The organism is Neisseria sp. SLRRB23 (genome assembly GCF_050896295.1).
Lineage (GTDB): Bacteria > Pseudomonadota > Gammaproteobacteria > Burkholderiales > Neisseriaceae > Neisseria.
In genome coordinates this window covers 1-15,637 of the sequence record NZ_JBPBFH010000023.1, presented here as the reverse complement: position 1 = coordinate 15,637, position 15,637 = coordinate 1, and the positions used below count along the sequence as shown (strand labels likewise).

Annotated in this window: 13 protein-coding genes and 1 pseudogene; 9 read left to right on the top strand and 5 right to left on the bottom strand. The window is 53.3% G+C overall.

Annotation, left to right across the window (positions count from 1 at the left end):
• Nucleotides 1–110 precede the first annotated feature (110 nt).
• The 3 genes and pseudogenes from ACRPFF_RS07480 to ACRPFF_RS07470 form a co-directional block, all read right to left on the bottom strand.
• Nucleotides 111–2,357, bottom strand: a pseudogene (locus tag ACRPFF_RS07480) (TonB-dependent receptor).
• 414 nt (nucleotides 2,358–2,771) lie between these two features.
• The gene (locus ACRPFF_RS07475; RefSeq protein ID WP_002229574.1) at nucleotides 2,772–3,557 is read right to left on the bottom strand and encodes an inositol monophosphatase family protein; all 786 of its coding nucleotides are present in this window, start codon (nucleotides 3,555–3,557) and stop codon (nucleotides 2,772–2,774) included.
• 9 nt (nucleotides 3,558–3,566) lie between these two features.
• Nucleotides 3,567–3,737, bottom strand: a complete 171-nt coding sequence (locus ACRPFF_RS07470) for a hypothetical protein (RefSeq protein ID WP_180300715.1) — start codon at nucleotides 3,735–3,737, stop codon at nucleotides 3,567–3,569.
• Between the two features lie 63 nt (nucleotides 3,738–3,800).
• Here ACRPFF_RS07470 and ACRPFF_RS07465 point away from each other — a divergent pair, with 63 nt between their 5' ends.
• The 4 genes from ACRPFF_RS07465 (at nucleotide 3,801) to ACRPFF_RS07450 (ending at nucleotide 7,751) form a co-directional block, all read left to right on the top strand.
• A complete protein-coding gene (locus ACRPFF_RS07465) occupies nucleotides 3,801–4,616 on the top strand; it encodes an RNA methyltransferase (protein ID WP_432674273.1) in 816 nt (271 codons plus the stop codon).
• A gap of 60 nt (nucleotides 4,617–4,676) precedes the next feature.
• The gene (locus tag ACRPFF_RS07460) at nucleotides 4,677–5,534 is read left to right on the top strand and encodes a DUF1853 family protein (protein ID WP_432674272.1); all 858 of its coding nucleotides are present in this window, start codon (nucleotides 4,677–4,679) and stop codon (nucleotides 5,532–5,534) included.
• Between the two features lie 35 nt (nucleotides 5,535–5,569).
• The gene (locus ACRPFF_RS07455) at nucleotides 5,570–6,826 is read left to right on the top strand and encodes an RsmB/NOP family class I SAM-dependent RNA methyltransferase (RefSeq protein WP_432674283.1); all 1,257 of its coding nucleotides are present in this window, start codon (nucleotides 5,570–5,572) and stop codon (nucleotides 6,824–6,826) included.
• Nucleotides 6,827–7,322: 496 nt separating this feature from the next.
• The gene (locus ACRPFF_RS07450) at nucleotides 7,323–7,751 is read left to right on the top strand and encodes a DUF4124 domain-containing protein (RefSeq protein WP_025455615.1); all 429 of its coding nucleotides are present in this window, start codon (nucleotides 7,323–7,325) and stop codon (nucleotides 7,749–7,751) included.
• Between the two features lie 48 nt (nucleotides 7,752–7,799).
• Here the strand turns inward: ACRPFF_RS07450 and ACRPFF_RS07445 are convergent, their stop codons facing one another.
• Nucleotides 7,800–9,143 carry an aldehyde dehydrogenase family protein gene (locus tag ACRPFF_RS07445; RefSeq protein WP_432674271.1) on the bottom strand — a complete coding sequence of 448 codons (1,344 nt, stop codon included), beginning with the start codon at nucleotides 9,141–9,143 and terminating at the stop codon, nucleotides 7,800–7,802.
• 4 nt (nucleotides 9,144–9,147) lie between these two features.
• Nucleotides 9,148–9,801 carry a MarC family protein gene (locus tag ACRPFF_RS07440; protein ID WP_432674270.1) on the bottom strand — a complete coding sequence of 218 codons (654 nt, stop codon included), beginning with the start codon at nucleotides 9,799–9,801 and terminating at the stop codon, nucleotides 9,148–9,150.
• A gap of 150 nt (nucleotides 9,802–9,951) precedes the next feature.
• Between ACRPFF_RS07440 and gatC the strand changes: the two genes are divergently transcribed.
• From gatC to ACRPFF_RS07415, 5 genes are all read left to right on the top strand, one after another.
• Entirely contained in the window at nucleotides 9,952–10,242 is a 291-nt protein-coding gene (gene gatC / locus ACRPFF_RS07435; RefSeq protein ID WP_002220840.1) for an Asp-tRNA(Asn)/Glu-tRNA(Gln) amidotransferase subunit GatC, read from the top strand.
• A gap of 65 nt (nucleotides 10,243–10,307) precedes the next feature.
• On the top strand, nucleotides 10,308–11,753 hold the full coding sequence (gatA, locus tag ACRPFF_RS07430; protein WP_432674269.1) for an Asp-tRNA(Asn)/Glu-tRNA(Gln) amidotransferase subunit GatA: 1,446 nt from the start codon (nucleotides 10,308–10,310) through the stop codon (nucleotides 11,751–11,753).
• Entirely contained in the window at nucleotides 11,750–12,682 is a 933-nt protein-coding gene (locus tag ACRPFF_RS07425) for a VirK/YbjX family protein (protein WP_432674268.1), read from the top strand. Before gatA ends, ACRPFF_RS07425 begins: the two co-directional genes overlap by 4 nt.
• 42 nt (nucleotides 12,683–12,724) lie before the next feature.
• Complete coding sequence (gene gatB / locus ACRPFF_RS07420; protein WP_432674267.1) at nucleotides 12,725–14,155, top strand: Asp-tRNA(Asn)/Glu-tRNA(Gln) amidotransferase subunit GatB; 1,431 nt, start codon at nucleotides 12,725–12,727, stop codon at nucleotides 14,153–14,155.
• A 249-nt stretch (nucleotides 14,156–14,404) separates the two neighbouring features.
• On the top strand, nucleotides 14,405–15,415 hold the full coding sequence (locus ACRPFF_RS07415) for a 2Fe-2S iron-sulfur cluster-binding protein (RefSeq protein WP_432674266.1): 1,011 nt from the start codon (nucleotides 14,405–14,407) through the stop codon (nucleotides 15,413–15,415).
• Nucleotides 15,416–15,637 lie beyond the last annotated feature (222 nt).

Sequence of the window (15,637 nt, the reverse complement as noted above, 5' to 3'; positions counted from 1 at the left end):
CAGGTTTCAAAGGCACTAGAATAGCATTATTTAAGCGTATCCCGCCATATTTCTTTAAAAGAAATGCCGTCTGAAACCTGTTCGGACGGCATTTTCCGGATGCAGAGAAATCAGAAATCCAATTCCGCTTTCAGCCAGTAAGTGCGCGGCATACCGACAACGGCGAAGCTGCGGTCGAATTGTCCGCGCTGTACCTGCCAGTAGTTTTTGTTGAATAGGTTTTCTACCGAGCTGCTGACGGTCAGAGTGTTTTTGCCCAGCTTGGTTTTGTGGCGCGCGCCTACGTCAACCAAAGTGTAGGACGGGAAGGCATATTGTTTTTTCGTATCTTGGTAAGACTTGCCGAAATACGAAACATTACCGTTTAAAGTTAAGCCTTTGGCAAACGGGGTATCCCATTCCACGCCCGCTTTGGCAATCACGCGCGGGTTGGCGACTTGTACGCCGCTGACCAGCATATCGCGCGAATTCGGATAATTCTTCACGGTCGATTGCAGGTACATCAGGCCGAAAGTCGGACGCAGGGTTTTGTTCAACAGGTTGGCGTATGCGTTGAACTCGATACCTCGGCTGCGTTCCATGCCTTGTTCATCTCCGTCTGCGCCTCCTGCTGCTTTATATGCTGCAAAATCAGTACCTTTTTTGGTATTGCCGCGCCAGTAGCCCGGGCGTTTGATTTGAAACGCGTTCAGGGTCGTCACGAAATCGCCCCAGTTTTTACGAACGCCCACTTCAAACTGACGGCTGACACGCGGTTTCGCCATTGTCGTTTCGCCAGAATCATCGGTTTTGATATCGGCTGGCTCCAAGTCTTCCATGTAGTTACCGTAAACGACCAAATCGGGTTGCGGCACCCACGCGGCCATAAACATAGGGCTGAAACGTTTGGCATCGCCGCTTTGACCTTCTTTTTTATTAGTGTATTCAACTGCTTGGAAACGTCCGCCCAAAGTCAGGCGGTATTTGTTATCCACGAAGCCCAAGGTGTCGGACAAAGCCAGGCTGTTAACTTTGATATTGGCATCCAAGTTGGCGGTTTTCGCCCAAGAATTGGGATAGTCGGCTTTGAACGATGCCAATTGATTCGCAATATTTTCGTTTGCCTTCACTTCTATCTTGCTGTTGCCGTTTCCGCTGCCGTTTATGGTTTTCCGTTGGCGGATGATGCGGTCGAAAGCCGTACTCCAGTTATGTGTTACCGGACCGGTTTCAAATTCGCCGCGTGCGGTCAGGTTCATACTCAAAGTACGGAAATATTGGTCGGTCAGGCGCGCCGTGCCGGTGTGGTATTGGTTGGCAGCCGTGCAGGTAGCGGTTTGGCTACTTGCTCCGCTTGTACCGCAAACGGTCGGGGAAATCAGCGTGCCGTAATAACGCGCTTTGTTGTAGCCGATACCGCCTGTAATCTGTGCATTATCAAACGCATCCCATTCAAACGTCAGCATATTGGTTTCGCCGACGGTGTTTTGCCAGTTCCAAGAAGGCAGCAGGTTGGTTTTACCATCGGGCGCGTCAAACAAGCGTCCGCTGGCGTTTTGAATATCCTGCATACGCGCACGGCCGCCGTTGGTTTTGCGTTTCGCGTAGATGGAATCGAACGCCACGCGCAGTGTTTCGCCGCGATAGTCGGCATTCAAGGCAAATTCTTTGTTGTCTTCGCTGTAACCGTGGCGCGGGGTGTCGCCATGGCGCAATTTGCCGTTGGCGCGCACGCCGAATTCTTTGTTTTCGCCGAAGCGTTGGCCCAAGTCGAACGTACCTTGGGCGCGGTTGTTGCTAAACCAACCCAAACCGATTTTGCGGTTGCCTTCATCGGCGGCTTTTTTGGTCTCGATATTGACGGAACCGGATACCGCGCCTTCAGGGTCCATGCCGTTTACGGCGGTGGACGCGCCTTTAATCAGTTGTGCGGAACCGACTTGCACGCTGGCCGTGCCTTGCGTGCCATACATTCCTGCCAAGCCGTTTACGCTGAATTGGCGCGCATCAAGCTGATAACCACGGAAATACAGACCGGTCAGCGTGTTGCTTTCGCCGCCAAACTCTCAAACGGAAGCGTCTTTTTTCGCTACGGCATCCACCAAAGTACGCGCTTCGGTGTTGTTGAGGGCTTGTTCGTCGTAGTTGACGACGGTAATCGGTGCGGTAAAAGCGTTGGCTTTACCCAATACGCCCAAATTTACGCGGTCGCGCAAGTCGCCATCGCTGGCGATGGAGTAAGAACGGGCGGCTTTGACGCGCTTGGCATCGGCGCGGACATGAACCTGTCCAAGTTCGGCCTGCTGCGGAACATTGTCGGCGGCAGACGAAAACGCGCTCAAAATCAACAGCGGCATTAAGGCAAGTTTTTTGTTCATGAAAACGCTCTCTTTTTAAGTATTGAGGAATAAATATAAAAATAAACAAACTTGTCAGATATTTCGAGCGGCAATTATATTTGATAATCACAACTATTACTGGAAAAACTCAATCAGGCGGAGTTATCCGACTGTTAAATATTGGTTTATTTTTTATTCTCCGGTGTCTGTTTTCTACCACAGCCGATTTAGCTTCCATCAAACTGCATTTAAATGACTGAGCTGGAAATGGACAAATTGCACAGGTTTCTCCGTTTAATCAGATATGGGTTTCCATCCTCGGCAGTTTCGGACATTTAACCGTTTCCGCCTTCCTGCCCCCGCTGCCAATAAAAATGCCGTCTGAAATATCGGCACGATACTTCAGACGGCATACCCGCCCGTTTTCCCGCATTCCCGGGAGCGGGCTGAAATTTAAACGTGTGCGGAAATAATTTTCAACATTTGCGCCAGCACTTTGGGATTGGCGGCGACAACATCGCCGCTTTCCAGCCAGCCGTCTTCACCCGTCATATCGGTAACGATGCCGCCTGCTTCTTGGACAATCAATGCGCCTGCGGCAATGTCCCACGGTTTGAGGTTGAACTCGAAAAAGCCGTCAAAACGACCAGTCGCCACAGCACACAAATCCAAAGAAGCCGCGCCTTCACGACGGCCTCCGGCGGTTTTGGCCAAGAAATCTTTCAAAATCGCCAGATACTTGTCCATCATGCTTTGATCGACAACAGGAAAGCCGGTACCGATCAGGCAGCGGTTCAATTCGATGCGGTTGGAAACGCGGATGCGGCGGTCGTTGAGCAACGCGCCTTTGCCGCGCGAAGCCATATATACGTCGTTGCGTTCGGGGGCGTAAACCAAAGCTTCTTGCAACACGCCTTTGTGCAGGAGTGCCATAGAGATAGCGTATTGAGGATGGCCGTGAAGGAAATTGGTCGTGCCGTCGAGCGGATCGATAATCCATTCGTACTCGGCCGCGGCTTTGCCGTGGGAGCCGCTTTCTTCACAAGTGATTTTGTGGTGCGGATAGGCTTCTTTCAAAGCCTCAACCAGGATGATTTCGGAATTGCGGTCAACATCGGAAACAAAATCGTTGAAGGCTTTGCTGTCGGTTTTGACGGCATCCAGATTGCCGGCGGCGCGTATCATCATCTGACCGGCACGGCGGGCGGCTTTAAAGGCTGTATTCAAAAACGGATTCATCAGATTTCCTTAAGGGTGGCATACCGCCGGTTCGGACGCGCAGTCCTTCGGAGCGGCAAAATCGGAGTTTATTTGGTTGGGGTAAACACTGCCAAATCGGGTAAAATACCGCCTGACGCGTGTCTGCTTCAGGCGCAACGTTAAATTTCCGACGTTGTTAAAGAACATTTCAGACGGCATTTGACCGTCCGAACGAAAAAGACGGCGCATTATACCCTATTCCATTCCGACCGAAAACCGAACATGACTGCTCTCAAACCCGCCCTGCCCGATTATCTGGACAACATCCGCATCGTCCTCACACGCACCAGCCATCCCGCCAATATCGGCTCTGCCGCACGCGCGATGAAAACAATGGGCCTGCACACACTGACTATCGTCGCCCCTAATCTGATGGCTACGCCGATGACGGAAAACCCGCCTGTTTTCAATCCCGATGACGTGCAAAGTTTTGCACTGCCTGAAGAAAGTTTCATCCTCGCTTCGGGCGCGGCAGACGTATTGCACAACGCCGAAATCGTCGCCACGCTGGACGAAGCCCTTGCCTACACCACCATCGCCTGCGCCCTGACCAGCCGCCGCCGCGAAATCACTGCGCCACTGCAAACCCCGCGCGATTTGGTGCCCGAATTACTGCAGGCCGCCAACCGTGGCGAGAAAGTGGCGCTGGTCTTCGGTAATGAGACTTTCGGCTTGAGCATCGAAGAAGTCCAAGCCTGCAACCGACTGATGACCATCAACGGCAATCCCGACTATTTCTCGCTCAACCTCGCCCAAGCCGTGCAGGTCGTGTGCTACGAAATCTTCAGCCAAACCGATTCGCCCATGACCCACCTGCAACAGGAAGACCACGCCGCCACCCACAAGCAAATCAAAGGTATGGTCGCCCACATGGAAAGCGTGATGAACGACATCGGCTTTTTCAACCGCCGCAACGGCGAGCGTCTGATGCGCCGTATGCAGAGCCTGTTCGGACGCGCCAACACGCAAACCGAAGACATCGACATCCTGCGCGGTTTTTTCAATACCGTCAGCCACCGTATCCATAAAAAAGACTGATTAAGGCCGTCTGAAAACATTTCCAGCTTTTCAGACAGCATGACTGATATTCGGATAAGCATGAATTACGCCCTAGACGCATTATGGTGGAAACTCACCAGCCAACCCGTCCGCGACCTTGCCTCGCTGCTGACCGCGCCTCCNTTGTGGCAAAGCGGCTGCGAATTGAGCGTGCGCGAACTATTGGGGGAACGCGGTTTCCGTTACCTTTTGGCATTGGACGCCGATCCCGCTCCGCTGAAGGATTACCTCGCCCAACGCGCCCCGTTTGGACATCGTCTCGGCATTTATGCCGAAGAGCTGATGGCCTTTTGGTTTGCCAACGCGCCGCACGCCGAACTGCTCGCGCACAACCTCACGGTTTCCGGTTCTGACGGCAATACGCAAGGCGCGGCGGATTTTGTGGCAAGGCTTAACGGCAAGCCCTACCATATCGAGCTGACCTGCAAATATTACGGCAGCGGCACGGGCAGACCCGAAGACATGCGCGGACTCGACCCCAAAGACACGCTTTTGGGAAAAGCCGCCAAACTGACCGCCCAACTCGGTCTGCCGCACACTTCAGACGGCATCCGGATCTTGCGGCAGCACGGTTTGCCGCTTGACGTAAAACCCGTTTCCATCGTGCGCGGCATCGGATTTTTTCCACAAGGTTTCCATGCTTTCGAGCCGCCGCTTAATCCATACGGCTGGCACGGCGTTTATATTCAAGATTGGGCGGAATACGGGTTTGAACGCCGAGAAGCGCGCTACCATCTGCTCGACCGCATGGCCTATCTCGCGCCTGCGCGTGTCGCCGAAACCGAAACATTAAACGCAACCGAAATCCGCCGTATCGACCAAGGCTTGATTGCCGTTTTGGAATGTCGGCCGGACGGCTTTTGGCACGAAATCGAACGTATTATGAAGGCCGTCTGAAACCCTTTACCAACTTTAAGAGAACCCATTACATTATGAACGCCGCACAACTCGACCATACCGCCAAAGTTTTGGCTGAAATGCTGACTTTCAAACAGCCTTCCGATGCCGTCCTCTCCGCCTATTTCCGCGAACACAAAAAACTCGGCCGCCAAGACCGCCACGAAATCGCCGAAACCGCCTTTGCCGCGCTGCGCCACTATCAAAAAATCAGCACTGCCCTGCGCCGTCCGCACGCACAGCCGCGCAAAGCCGCACTCGCCGCACTGGTTCTCGGCAGAAGTACCAACATCAGCCAAATCAAAGACCTGCTTGATGAAGAAGAAACAGCGTTCCTCGGCAATTTGAAAGCCCGCAAAACCGAGTTTTCAGACGGCCTGAATACCGCCGCAGAATTGCCGCAATGGCTGGTGGAACAACTGCAACAGCATTGGCGCGAAGAAGAAATCCTCGCCTTCGGCCGCAGCATCAACCAACCTGCCCCGCTCGACATCCGCGTCAATACTTTGAAAGGCAAACGCGATAAAGTGCTGCCGCTGTTGCAAGCCGAAAGTGCCGATGCAGAGGCAACGCCTTATTCGCCTTGGGGCATCCGCCTGAAAAATAAAATCGCGCTTAACAAACACGAACTGTTTTTGGACGGTACGCTGGAAGTCCAAGACGAAGGCAGCCAGCTGCTTGCCTTATTGGTGGGCGCAAAACGTGGCGAAATCATTGTCGATTTCTGTGCCGGTGCCGGCGGCAAAACCTTGGCTGTCGGCGCGCAAATGGCGAACAAAGGCAGAATCTACGCCTTCGACATCGCCGAAAAACGCCTTGCCAACCTCAAACCGCGTATGACCCGCGCCGGACTGACCAATATCCACCCCGAACGCATCAGCAGCGAACACGATGCCCGTATCGCCCGACTGGCAGGCAAAGCCGACCGCGTGTTGGTGGACGCGCCCTGCTCCGGTTTGGGTACTTTACGCCGCAATCCCGACCTCAAATACCGCCAATCCGCCGAAACCGTGGCCAAACTTTTGGAACAACAACACAGCATCCTTGATGCCGCCTCCAAACTGGTAAAACCGCAAGGCCGCTTGGTGTACGCCACCTGCAGCGTGTTGCCGGAAGAAAACGAGCTGCAAGTCGAACGTTTCCTGTCCGAACATCCCGAATTTGAACTCGTCAACTGTGCCGAACTGCTGCAAAGCCTGAGGGTCGATTTGGATACCGGCAAATACCTGCGCCTCAACTCCGGAGAATACCAAACCGACGGCTTCTTCGCCGCCGTATTGCAACGCAAATAACCCTGTTTAAACAAAATGCCGTCTGAACCCTTTTCAAAGCGTTCAGACGGCATTTCATCAATTATAGTGGATTAACAAAAACCAGTACGGCGTTGCCTCGCCTTAGCTCAAAGAGAACGATTCTCTAAGGTGCTCAAGCACCAAGTGAATCGGTTCCGTACTATTTGTACTGTCTGCGGCTTCGTCGCCTTGTCCTGATTTTTGTTAATCCACTATAAAAATATCAAAATACCGCAGATTCAACCGATTCAACACCAAAGGCAGAATCACGCGCCCATCGGATTTTATACACACCGGGCTGCAATTTTCTTTTTCTTTGTCGAAATATACGGTAGCATAAGCATATTCCAATGATATTTTTGGGAATCTGTTTTACCCCAATATATAAAGCACCATATAAGGCGGAGTTTCTTCCCCACTTTGACCCGAACCCGGAAAAACACCGCCCGAGCCAATCCTGATGCTGCCCCGACAGCCAACCCTTAAGGAAACCCTAATGAACTTTGCTTTATCCGTCATCACATTTACCCTCGCCTCTTTCCTGCCCGTCCCACCCGCCGAAGCTGCCGTCTTTACTTGGAAGGACGGCGGCGGCAACAGCTATTCGGATGTACCGAAACAGCTTCATCCCGACCAGAGCCAAATCCTCAACCTGCGGACACGCCAAACCAAACCGGCGGTCAAGCCCAAACCTACCGTCGATAAGAATGCGGACAGTGCGAAGGAAAACGAAAAGGATATTGCCGAAAAAAACGGGCAGCTTGAGGAAGAAAAGAAAAAAATTGCCGAAACCGAACGGCAGAACAAAGAAGAAAACTGCCGGATTTCAAAAATGAACCTGAAGGCGGTGGGAAACTCAAATGCGAAAAACAAGGATGATTTGATTCGGAAATACAATAACGATGTGAACAAATACTGCCGTTAAGCAGCCTCATCGAAAACCCCATGCCGTCTGAAACGGCACGGGGTTTGTTTATTTCTGCCAGTAGGTTTTGACGTTGACGAACTCGTACAGCCCGAATTCGGACAATTCGCGCCCGTAACCGGAATCTTTGACTCCGCCGAAAGGCAGGCGCAAATCGCTGCTGGTATGGCGGTTGATAAACACCGATCCCGCCTGTATTTTTTCGGCAAACCGCCAGGCGCGTCCAGTATCGGCGGTATAAATGCAGGCGCCGAGTCCGAACGGTGAATCATTGGCAAGGGCGATGGCATGATCTTCGTTTGCCGCACGCAAAATCAGGGCAACGGGGCCGAATACTTCTTCATGCCAGACGCGGCAGGCAGGATTTACCCTGTCTAAAACAGTCGCGGGGTAGAACCACCCCGGCCCCAGCGGGACTTTGCCGCCGGTCAGGCATACCGCGCCGTTTAAAACAGCATCTTTAACCTGCCCGTGAACCCAGTTCCGCAAATCTTCGCGGTGCAGCGGTGCAAGCGTGGTATCGGGATGTTTGGGGTCGCCCATTTTCAATTTGGCGCATTCGGCGAGAAACAGCGGAATAAAGCGGTCAGCTACTGCTTCGGTTACGATGATGCGTTTGGCGGCGTTGCACGATTGCCCCGCATCGCGGAAACGGGAATAACAGGCTTCTGCGGCGGCGCGTTCCAAATCGGCATCGGGCATCACGATAAAGGCGTTGCTGCCGCCGAGCTCCAACACGGTTTTCTTGAGGTTTGCGCCCGCGTGTGCCGCAAGGATGCGCCCCGTATNCGTCGAACCGGTAAACGCCATCGCATCGGTATCTTCGACTGCCTTGAGCGTGTCCGCCTCATCCAGCCACGCGCCTGCCAAAGGAATGCCGTCTGAAACCAAATCGAACAGTGCCTGACTGACGCGTGCTACGCTGGGTGCGGGTTTGACGGCGCACGCGTTACCCGCGCAAACAGCAGGTACGGCAAAGCGCAATACCTGCCAGACGGGATAGTTCCAAGGCATGACGGCAAACACCACACCCAAAGGCTCAAACCTTACCTGACTCAAACTCGCCTGCGTCGCAATGGTTTTGTGGGCGAGTAGTTCGGGGGCAAGGCGGGCATAATAACGTATCAGCTCGATAGACTTGCCGATTTCCGCGCGACATTCGTGCAGGCAGCGACCGACTTCTTCGCACACCATTTCCGCAAAACGCTCTTTCTCCGCCTCCAAACGGCCGGCAAATTTTTGCAGACGCGCGGCACGTTCGGTTACGCCCAATTGTGCGAACGCCCTGCCGCGCATTTTCAAATCCGCCAGTTGCCGTTCAAACTCCGCATAATCTTGAGCAGGGCGGCGGTAGAGCGTTTCGCCCGTAAATACATTGACACTGTGAAACATCTGATCAACCTGCCAGTTGCGGGAATATCGTTTTCAGTCCCGACACAATAATCTCCACCGATACCGCCGCCAGCATCATACCCATAATGCGGTTTAAAATCGTCAGCCCCGTCGTGCCCAGCAGGCGGCTGACCTTCCCGGCAACGATTAAAATGGCATAACAAATCGCACTGACCACCAAACCGGCCGCGATAATCAGCGCGATGTCGCCGTATGTTTTAGCCGCCGAAGCGTAAATAATCACGGTCGAAATACCGCCCGGGCCGATGGTGATCGGTATGGCGATGGGCACGACGGCAATCGCCCCTGCATTGCGGGCGGGACGCACCTGCCCCGTTTCCGGCTGCGCGCCGAGATTCTGCTTGGCTGGATTGTCGTTGCCGTTCATCATCGAAATGGCGATCAGCAGCACCAAAATCCCGCCGCCGACCTGAAACGAACCGACGCTGATGCCCAAAACCTTCAACAACATACCGCCGATCAGCGCAAATACCGCAATCACGGCAAACACGGCGACGGCTGCCGTCCGCGCGACCTTCCTGCGCTCCTTCGTACTGTGTCCGTTGGTCAGGTCAAGGTAAAGCGACAACGCGCTAAACGGATTGATCAGCACCAAAAAAGCCACAATCAGCTTGCCGATTTCCATACCCAATCCCATTATTTCCCCCTCCTTCAAACCCGTGCGGCAGGCATTCGATGCCGCAAATTGCCGCTACAACAGATTTTTCCGTTATAATTAAAAATTCAAGCAATACGCCCCATCATACCCGAACGACGGTATCTTTACCATCAGACAAGGATGCTTTTCATGGCACTGACACTTGCCGACGTAGACAAAATCGCCCGACTCTCCCGACTGCACCTGACTGCGGCAGAAAAAGAAAAATCGCTTCAAGAATTAAACGACATTTTCGCTATGGTCGAACAGATGCAAACCATCAACACAGACGGCATCGAACCGATGGCGCACCCGCACGAAGCCGCCCTGCGCCTGCGTGAAGACGAAGTAACCGAAACCGACCGCGCCGCCGAATATCAGGCGGTCGCACCGGAAGTACGCAACCGTCTGTACATCGTACCGCAAGTTATCGAAGAATAATCCGAATATGCTTCAGACGGCATCAGAAAAAATACCGCCTGAAACCCTTTAGGGATGGAAGATTTATGACACAATACACATTAAAACAGGCAAGCGTCCTGTTGCAGTCCAAACAGATTTCCGCCGTCGAACTAGCAAGCGCATACCTTGCCGCCATCGCCGAAAAAAATCCTGCCCTCAACGGCTACATCACCATCGACCAAGATAAAACCCTCGCAGAAGCCCGTGCCGCCGATGAACGCATCGCTCAGGGCAACGCCTCCGCGCTTACCGGCATACCCGTCGCCTACAAGGATATTTTCTGCCAAACCGGCTGGCGCAGCGCGTGCGCTTCCAAAATGCTCGACAACTTCATCTCCCCCTACACCGCCACCGTCGTCCAAAACCTGCTCGACGAAGGCATGGTAACGCTCGGCCGCACCAACATGGACGAGTTTGCCATGGGTTCGACCAATGAAAACTCATTCTACGGCGCGACCAAAAACCCGTGGAATCCCGAACACGTCCCAGGCGGCTCTTCCGGCGGTTCGGCTGCCGTCGTTGCCGCACGCCTTGCCCCTGCCGCGCTCGGTTCGGATACCGGCGGCTCTATCCGCCAACCCGCGTCGCACTGCGGCATTACCGGCATCAAACCCACATACGGCACGGTTTCCCGCTTCGGCATGGTCGCCTACGCCTCCAGCTTCGACCAGGCCGGCCCGATGGCGCAAACTGCCGAAGACTGCGCGATTCTGTTAAACGCGATGGCAGGTTTCGACCCCAAAGACTCCACCAGCCTCGAGCGCGAAAAAGAAGACTACACCCGCGATTTGAACCAACCGCTTAAAGGCATGAAAATCGGCCTGCCCAAAGAATACTTCAGCGAAGGCAACAGCACCGATGTTCAGACGGCATTGCAACATACCATTGACCTCCTCAAAGCCCAAGGCGCGGAATTGGTCGAAGTTTCCCTGCCGCAAACCAAGCTGTCCATCCCCGCCTACTACGTCCTCGCCTCCGCAGAAGCCAGTACCAACCTTTCACGTTACGACGGCGTACGTTACGGACACCGTGCCGCCCAATTCAGCGATTTGGAAGAAATGTACGGCAAAACCCGCGCCGAAGGTTTCGGCAGCGAAGTCAAACGCCGCATCATGATCGGCACTTATGTACTGTCGCACGGCTACTACGATGCCTACTATCTCAAAGCCCAAAAACTGCGCCGCCTCGTTGCCGATGATTTTCAGACGGCATTTGCACGGTGCGACCTCATCCTCGCGCCGACCGCACCCTCCGCCGCACCCAAAATCGGAGCGGATGCTTCGCCGGTTGAAACCTACTTGAGCGACATTTACACCATCGCCGTCAACCTCGCCGGACTGCCCGCATTGACCCTGCCCGCAGGCTTCAGCGGCGGCGGACTGCCCATCGGCGTTCAGCTTATCGGCAACTATTTCTCCGAAGCCCGAATACTCGGTGCGGCGCATCAAATCCAACTCAACAGCGATTGGCACGGCAAACGACCCGAATGAAGCAGAACCGCACCTTTACCTTTCCCGATTTTCGCACCGTTTATAGCTATGCCCCTTTATATCGGCTGCAACATTTAAAATACACATTGCGAAAATTTTTCGGAAAAAAAGAAATTTACGCCTTCGAGCAGTTTGTCAACGCCTCCCCTATCCGTCAGGGGCTGTTCCTCCGCTGCCCTCAGGATGCTTATCCGCTGCTGCGCGAATTTGTTGACAGGCGTTTTAACTGCAAACGCCGTTTAGATGCGATGACGGCAGATTTTCTTATGGCGGAAAAACTGTTCGGCACAGACATTCTGCACCAAATGGAAGACTACCGCTTCCATCTGGTCTTGGCGCACCTTTCAGACGGCATCAGCTTGTGGCTCAACCGCAACGACAACTGCGTCGAAGAAGGCGCGTGGTCTTTATCTTTGCGCGATGAAGCAGGCAACCGGCTGTATATGGCGACCTTCGCCTTTGTCGGCACACACCTGCTGGCAGCCTCCGTACAAGGGCCTGCGGGTGAAGAAGCCAAAGACACCGTCCGCCGCATCACCAAACAACTTCACGGCTTGCGTCCCCAACAACTGATGGTAACCGCACTGCAATATTTCGCCGCCGAATTAAAATTGGACGGCGCGATAGGCATTGCACAAAAACATCAAGTCAAATTACGCTGGAAACTTAAAAAGCGCGTCAAAATGAATTACGACGCATTCTGGCAGGAATACGGCGCAAGTTTGGAGCGGGACGGCTACTGGCATCTCCCTCAAACTCCCGCCCGCAAAGACCTTGCCGACATCGAAAGCAAAAAACGCTCGATGTACCGCAAGCGTTATGAAATGCTGGACAACATGGTTGCAGAGATGAAGGACAGTCTGAAAACAGAAGCACGCGGCATTTCAGACGGCATCCAAACGGAAAAACCGCTCCGCCGGACAGCCTGATGCGAAGACTATCGAATTGATATTTTAGAGAAAGAACCTCTTATGACCTGGGAAACCGTAATCGGCTTGGAAATCCACGTCCAATTGAACACCAAATCCAAAATCTTCAGCGGCGCATCGACCGCATTCGGCGCAGAACCCAACGCGCACGCCAGCGTAGTGGAATGCGCGCTGCCGGGCGTACTGCCGGTAATGAACCGTGAAGTCGTTGAAAAAGCCATCAAATTGGGTTTGGCTTTAGATGCGAAAATCAATCAGAAAAACGTGTTCGACCGTAAAAACTACTTCTATCCCGACTTGCCCAAAGGCTATCAAATCAGCCAGTTGGATTTACCGATTGTCGAACACGGCAAATTGGAAATCGTGGTCGGTGACGATGTGAAAACCATCAACGTAACCCGTGCGCACATGGAAGAAGACGCAGGTAAGTCCGTACATGAAGGCTTGAACGGCGCGACCGGTATCGATTTGAACCGCGCCGGCACGCCGCTGTTGGAAGTCGTATCCGAACCCGAAATGCGCTCCGCCGCCGAAGCCGTTGCCTACGCCAAGGCATTACACAGCTTGGTAACCTGGCTGGACATTTGTGACGGCAATATGGCGGAAGGTTCGTTCCGCGTCGACGCAAACGTATCCGTTCGCCCGAAAGGCCAAGCAGAGTTCGGGACGCGCCGCGAGATTAAAAATCTCAATTCCTTCCGTTTCTTGGAGCAGGCGATTAATTACGAAGTGGAAGCGCAAATCGAGATTTTGGAAGACGGCGGCAAAGTACAGCAGGCAACCATGCTGTTTGATCCCGAAAAAGGCGAAACCCGCGTGATGCGCTTGAAAGAAGACGCGCACGACTACCGCTACTTCCCCGACCCTGATTTGCTGCCCGTCATCATTTCAGACGCTCAAATGCAAAAAGCCAAAGCAGAAATGCCTGAGCTGCCGAAAGAAATGGCAGCGCGTTTCGTGGCGGATTACGGTGTGAGCGACTACGACGCGCGCCTGCTCACCGCAAGCCGCGCACAGGCCGCCTATTTTGAAGAAGCCGCCAAAGAGAGCGGACAAGGCAAGCCGACTGCCAACTGGATGAACGGCGAACTCGCCGCCGCGCTGAACAAAGCCGGCCTGGAACTTGCCGACAGCCCGATTACCGCCCCGCGCCTCGCCGCGCTGGTGGGCAAAATCGCCGACGGCACATTAAGCAGCAAATTGGCGAAAAAAGCCTTTGAAGCCATGTGGGCTGAACCCGAAGCCTTCATTGCCGAAATCATTGAAAAACACGGTTTGCAACAGATGACCGATACCGGCGCGATTGAAGCGATGGTAGACGAAGTGCTGGCAAACAACGCCAAAGCCGTGGAACAGTTCAAATCCGGCAACGAAAAAGCCCTGAATGCGATTGTGGGGCAAGTGATGAAGGCCAGCAAAGGCAAAGCCAATCCCGCGCAGGTTCAAGAGCTGATCAAAGCCAAACTTGCCTGATAAGCAAGATGCCGTCTGAAACCCAGATCCGACGTTCAGACGGCATTTTCACAGTTTTTCACAGCCTGACCACATTAAAACAGCATAAAAAACAATATTCCATGTTTCAACACACAGGACGACACATAAAGCGTCGCCCTGTGTGTCGTCCTGATTTGGAAGGTTACGCCCCTCCCAAATAAAGTCTGATTCTACCGCCCCGAAGGACAGATGTCCGAGTGGCGGGGGTTCAACCGAAAAGGAAATACGATGAACCACACCGTTACCCTCCCCGACCAAACCACCTTTGCCGCCAACGACGGCGAAACCGTTTTAGCCGCTGCCGCCCGACAAAACCTCAATCTGCCCCATTCCTGCAAAAGCGGTGTCTGCGGACAATGCAAAGCCGAACTGGTCAGCGGCGATATTCAAATGGGCGGACACTCGGAACAGGCTTTATCCGAAGCTGAAAAAGCGCAAGGCAAGATTTTGATGTGCTGCACCACTGCGCAAAGCGATATCAGCATCAACATCCTAGGCTACAAAGCCGATGCCCTACCCGTCCGCACCCTGCCCGCACGCATCGAAAGTATTATTTTCAAACACGATGTCGCCCTCCTGAAACTTGCCCTGCCCAAAGCCCCGCCGTTTGCCTTCTACGCCGGGCAATACATTGATTTACTGCTGCCGGGCAACGTCAGCCGCAGCTACTCCATCGCCAATTCGCCCGACCAAGAAGGCATTTTGAAACTGCACATCCGCAGGCGCGAAAACGGTGTCTGCTCGGAAATGATTTTCGGCANCGAACCCAAAGTCAAAGAAAAAGGCATCGTCCGCGTTAAAGGCCCGCTCGGTTCGTTTACTTTGCAGGAAGACAGCGGCAAGCCCGTCATCCTGCTGGCAACCGGCACAGGCTACGCCCCCATCCGCAGCATCCTGCTCGACCTTATCCGCCAAGACAGCGACCGCGCCGTCCATTTCTACTGGGGCGCGCGTCATCAGGATGATTTGTATGCCCTCGAAGAAGCACAAGGGTTGGCATGCCGTCTGAAAAACGCCTGCTTCACCCCCGTATTGTCCCGCCCCGGAGAGGGCTGGCAGGGAAGAAAAGGCCACGTACAAGACATCGCGGCACAAGACCACCCCGACCTGTCGAAATACGAAGTATTTGCCTGCGGCTCTCCGGCTATGACCGAACAAGCAAAGAATCTGTTTGTGCAACAGCATAAGCTGCCGGAAAACTTATTTTTCTCCGACGCATTCACGCCGTCCGCATCATAATTCCCCGGTATAGTAAAAGGGCAGTAATTATGCAAAAAAAAATAATACTTTCTTTAAAAGAAAAAATAGAGGGTATAGGTAATAATGTAGATCATATCTTACTCGCAACTTTAATTCTTAAATGGTTACATGATTATCCTAGGTTAGGATGATAATTTTTATATCACCATTCTAATATTTCTAAGTTTATGAATATAGAAATTTTAGATTTCCCTAATTTAC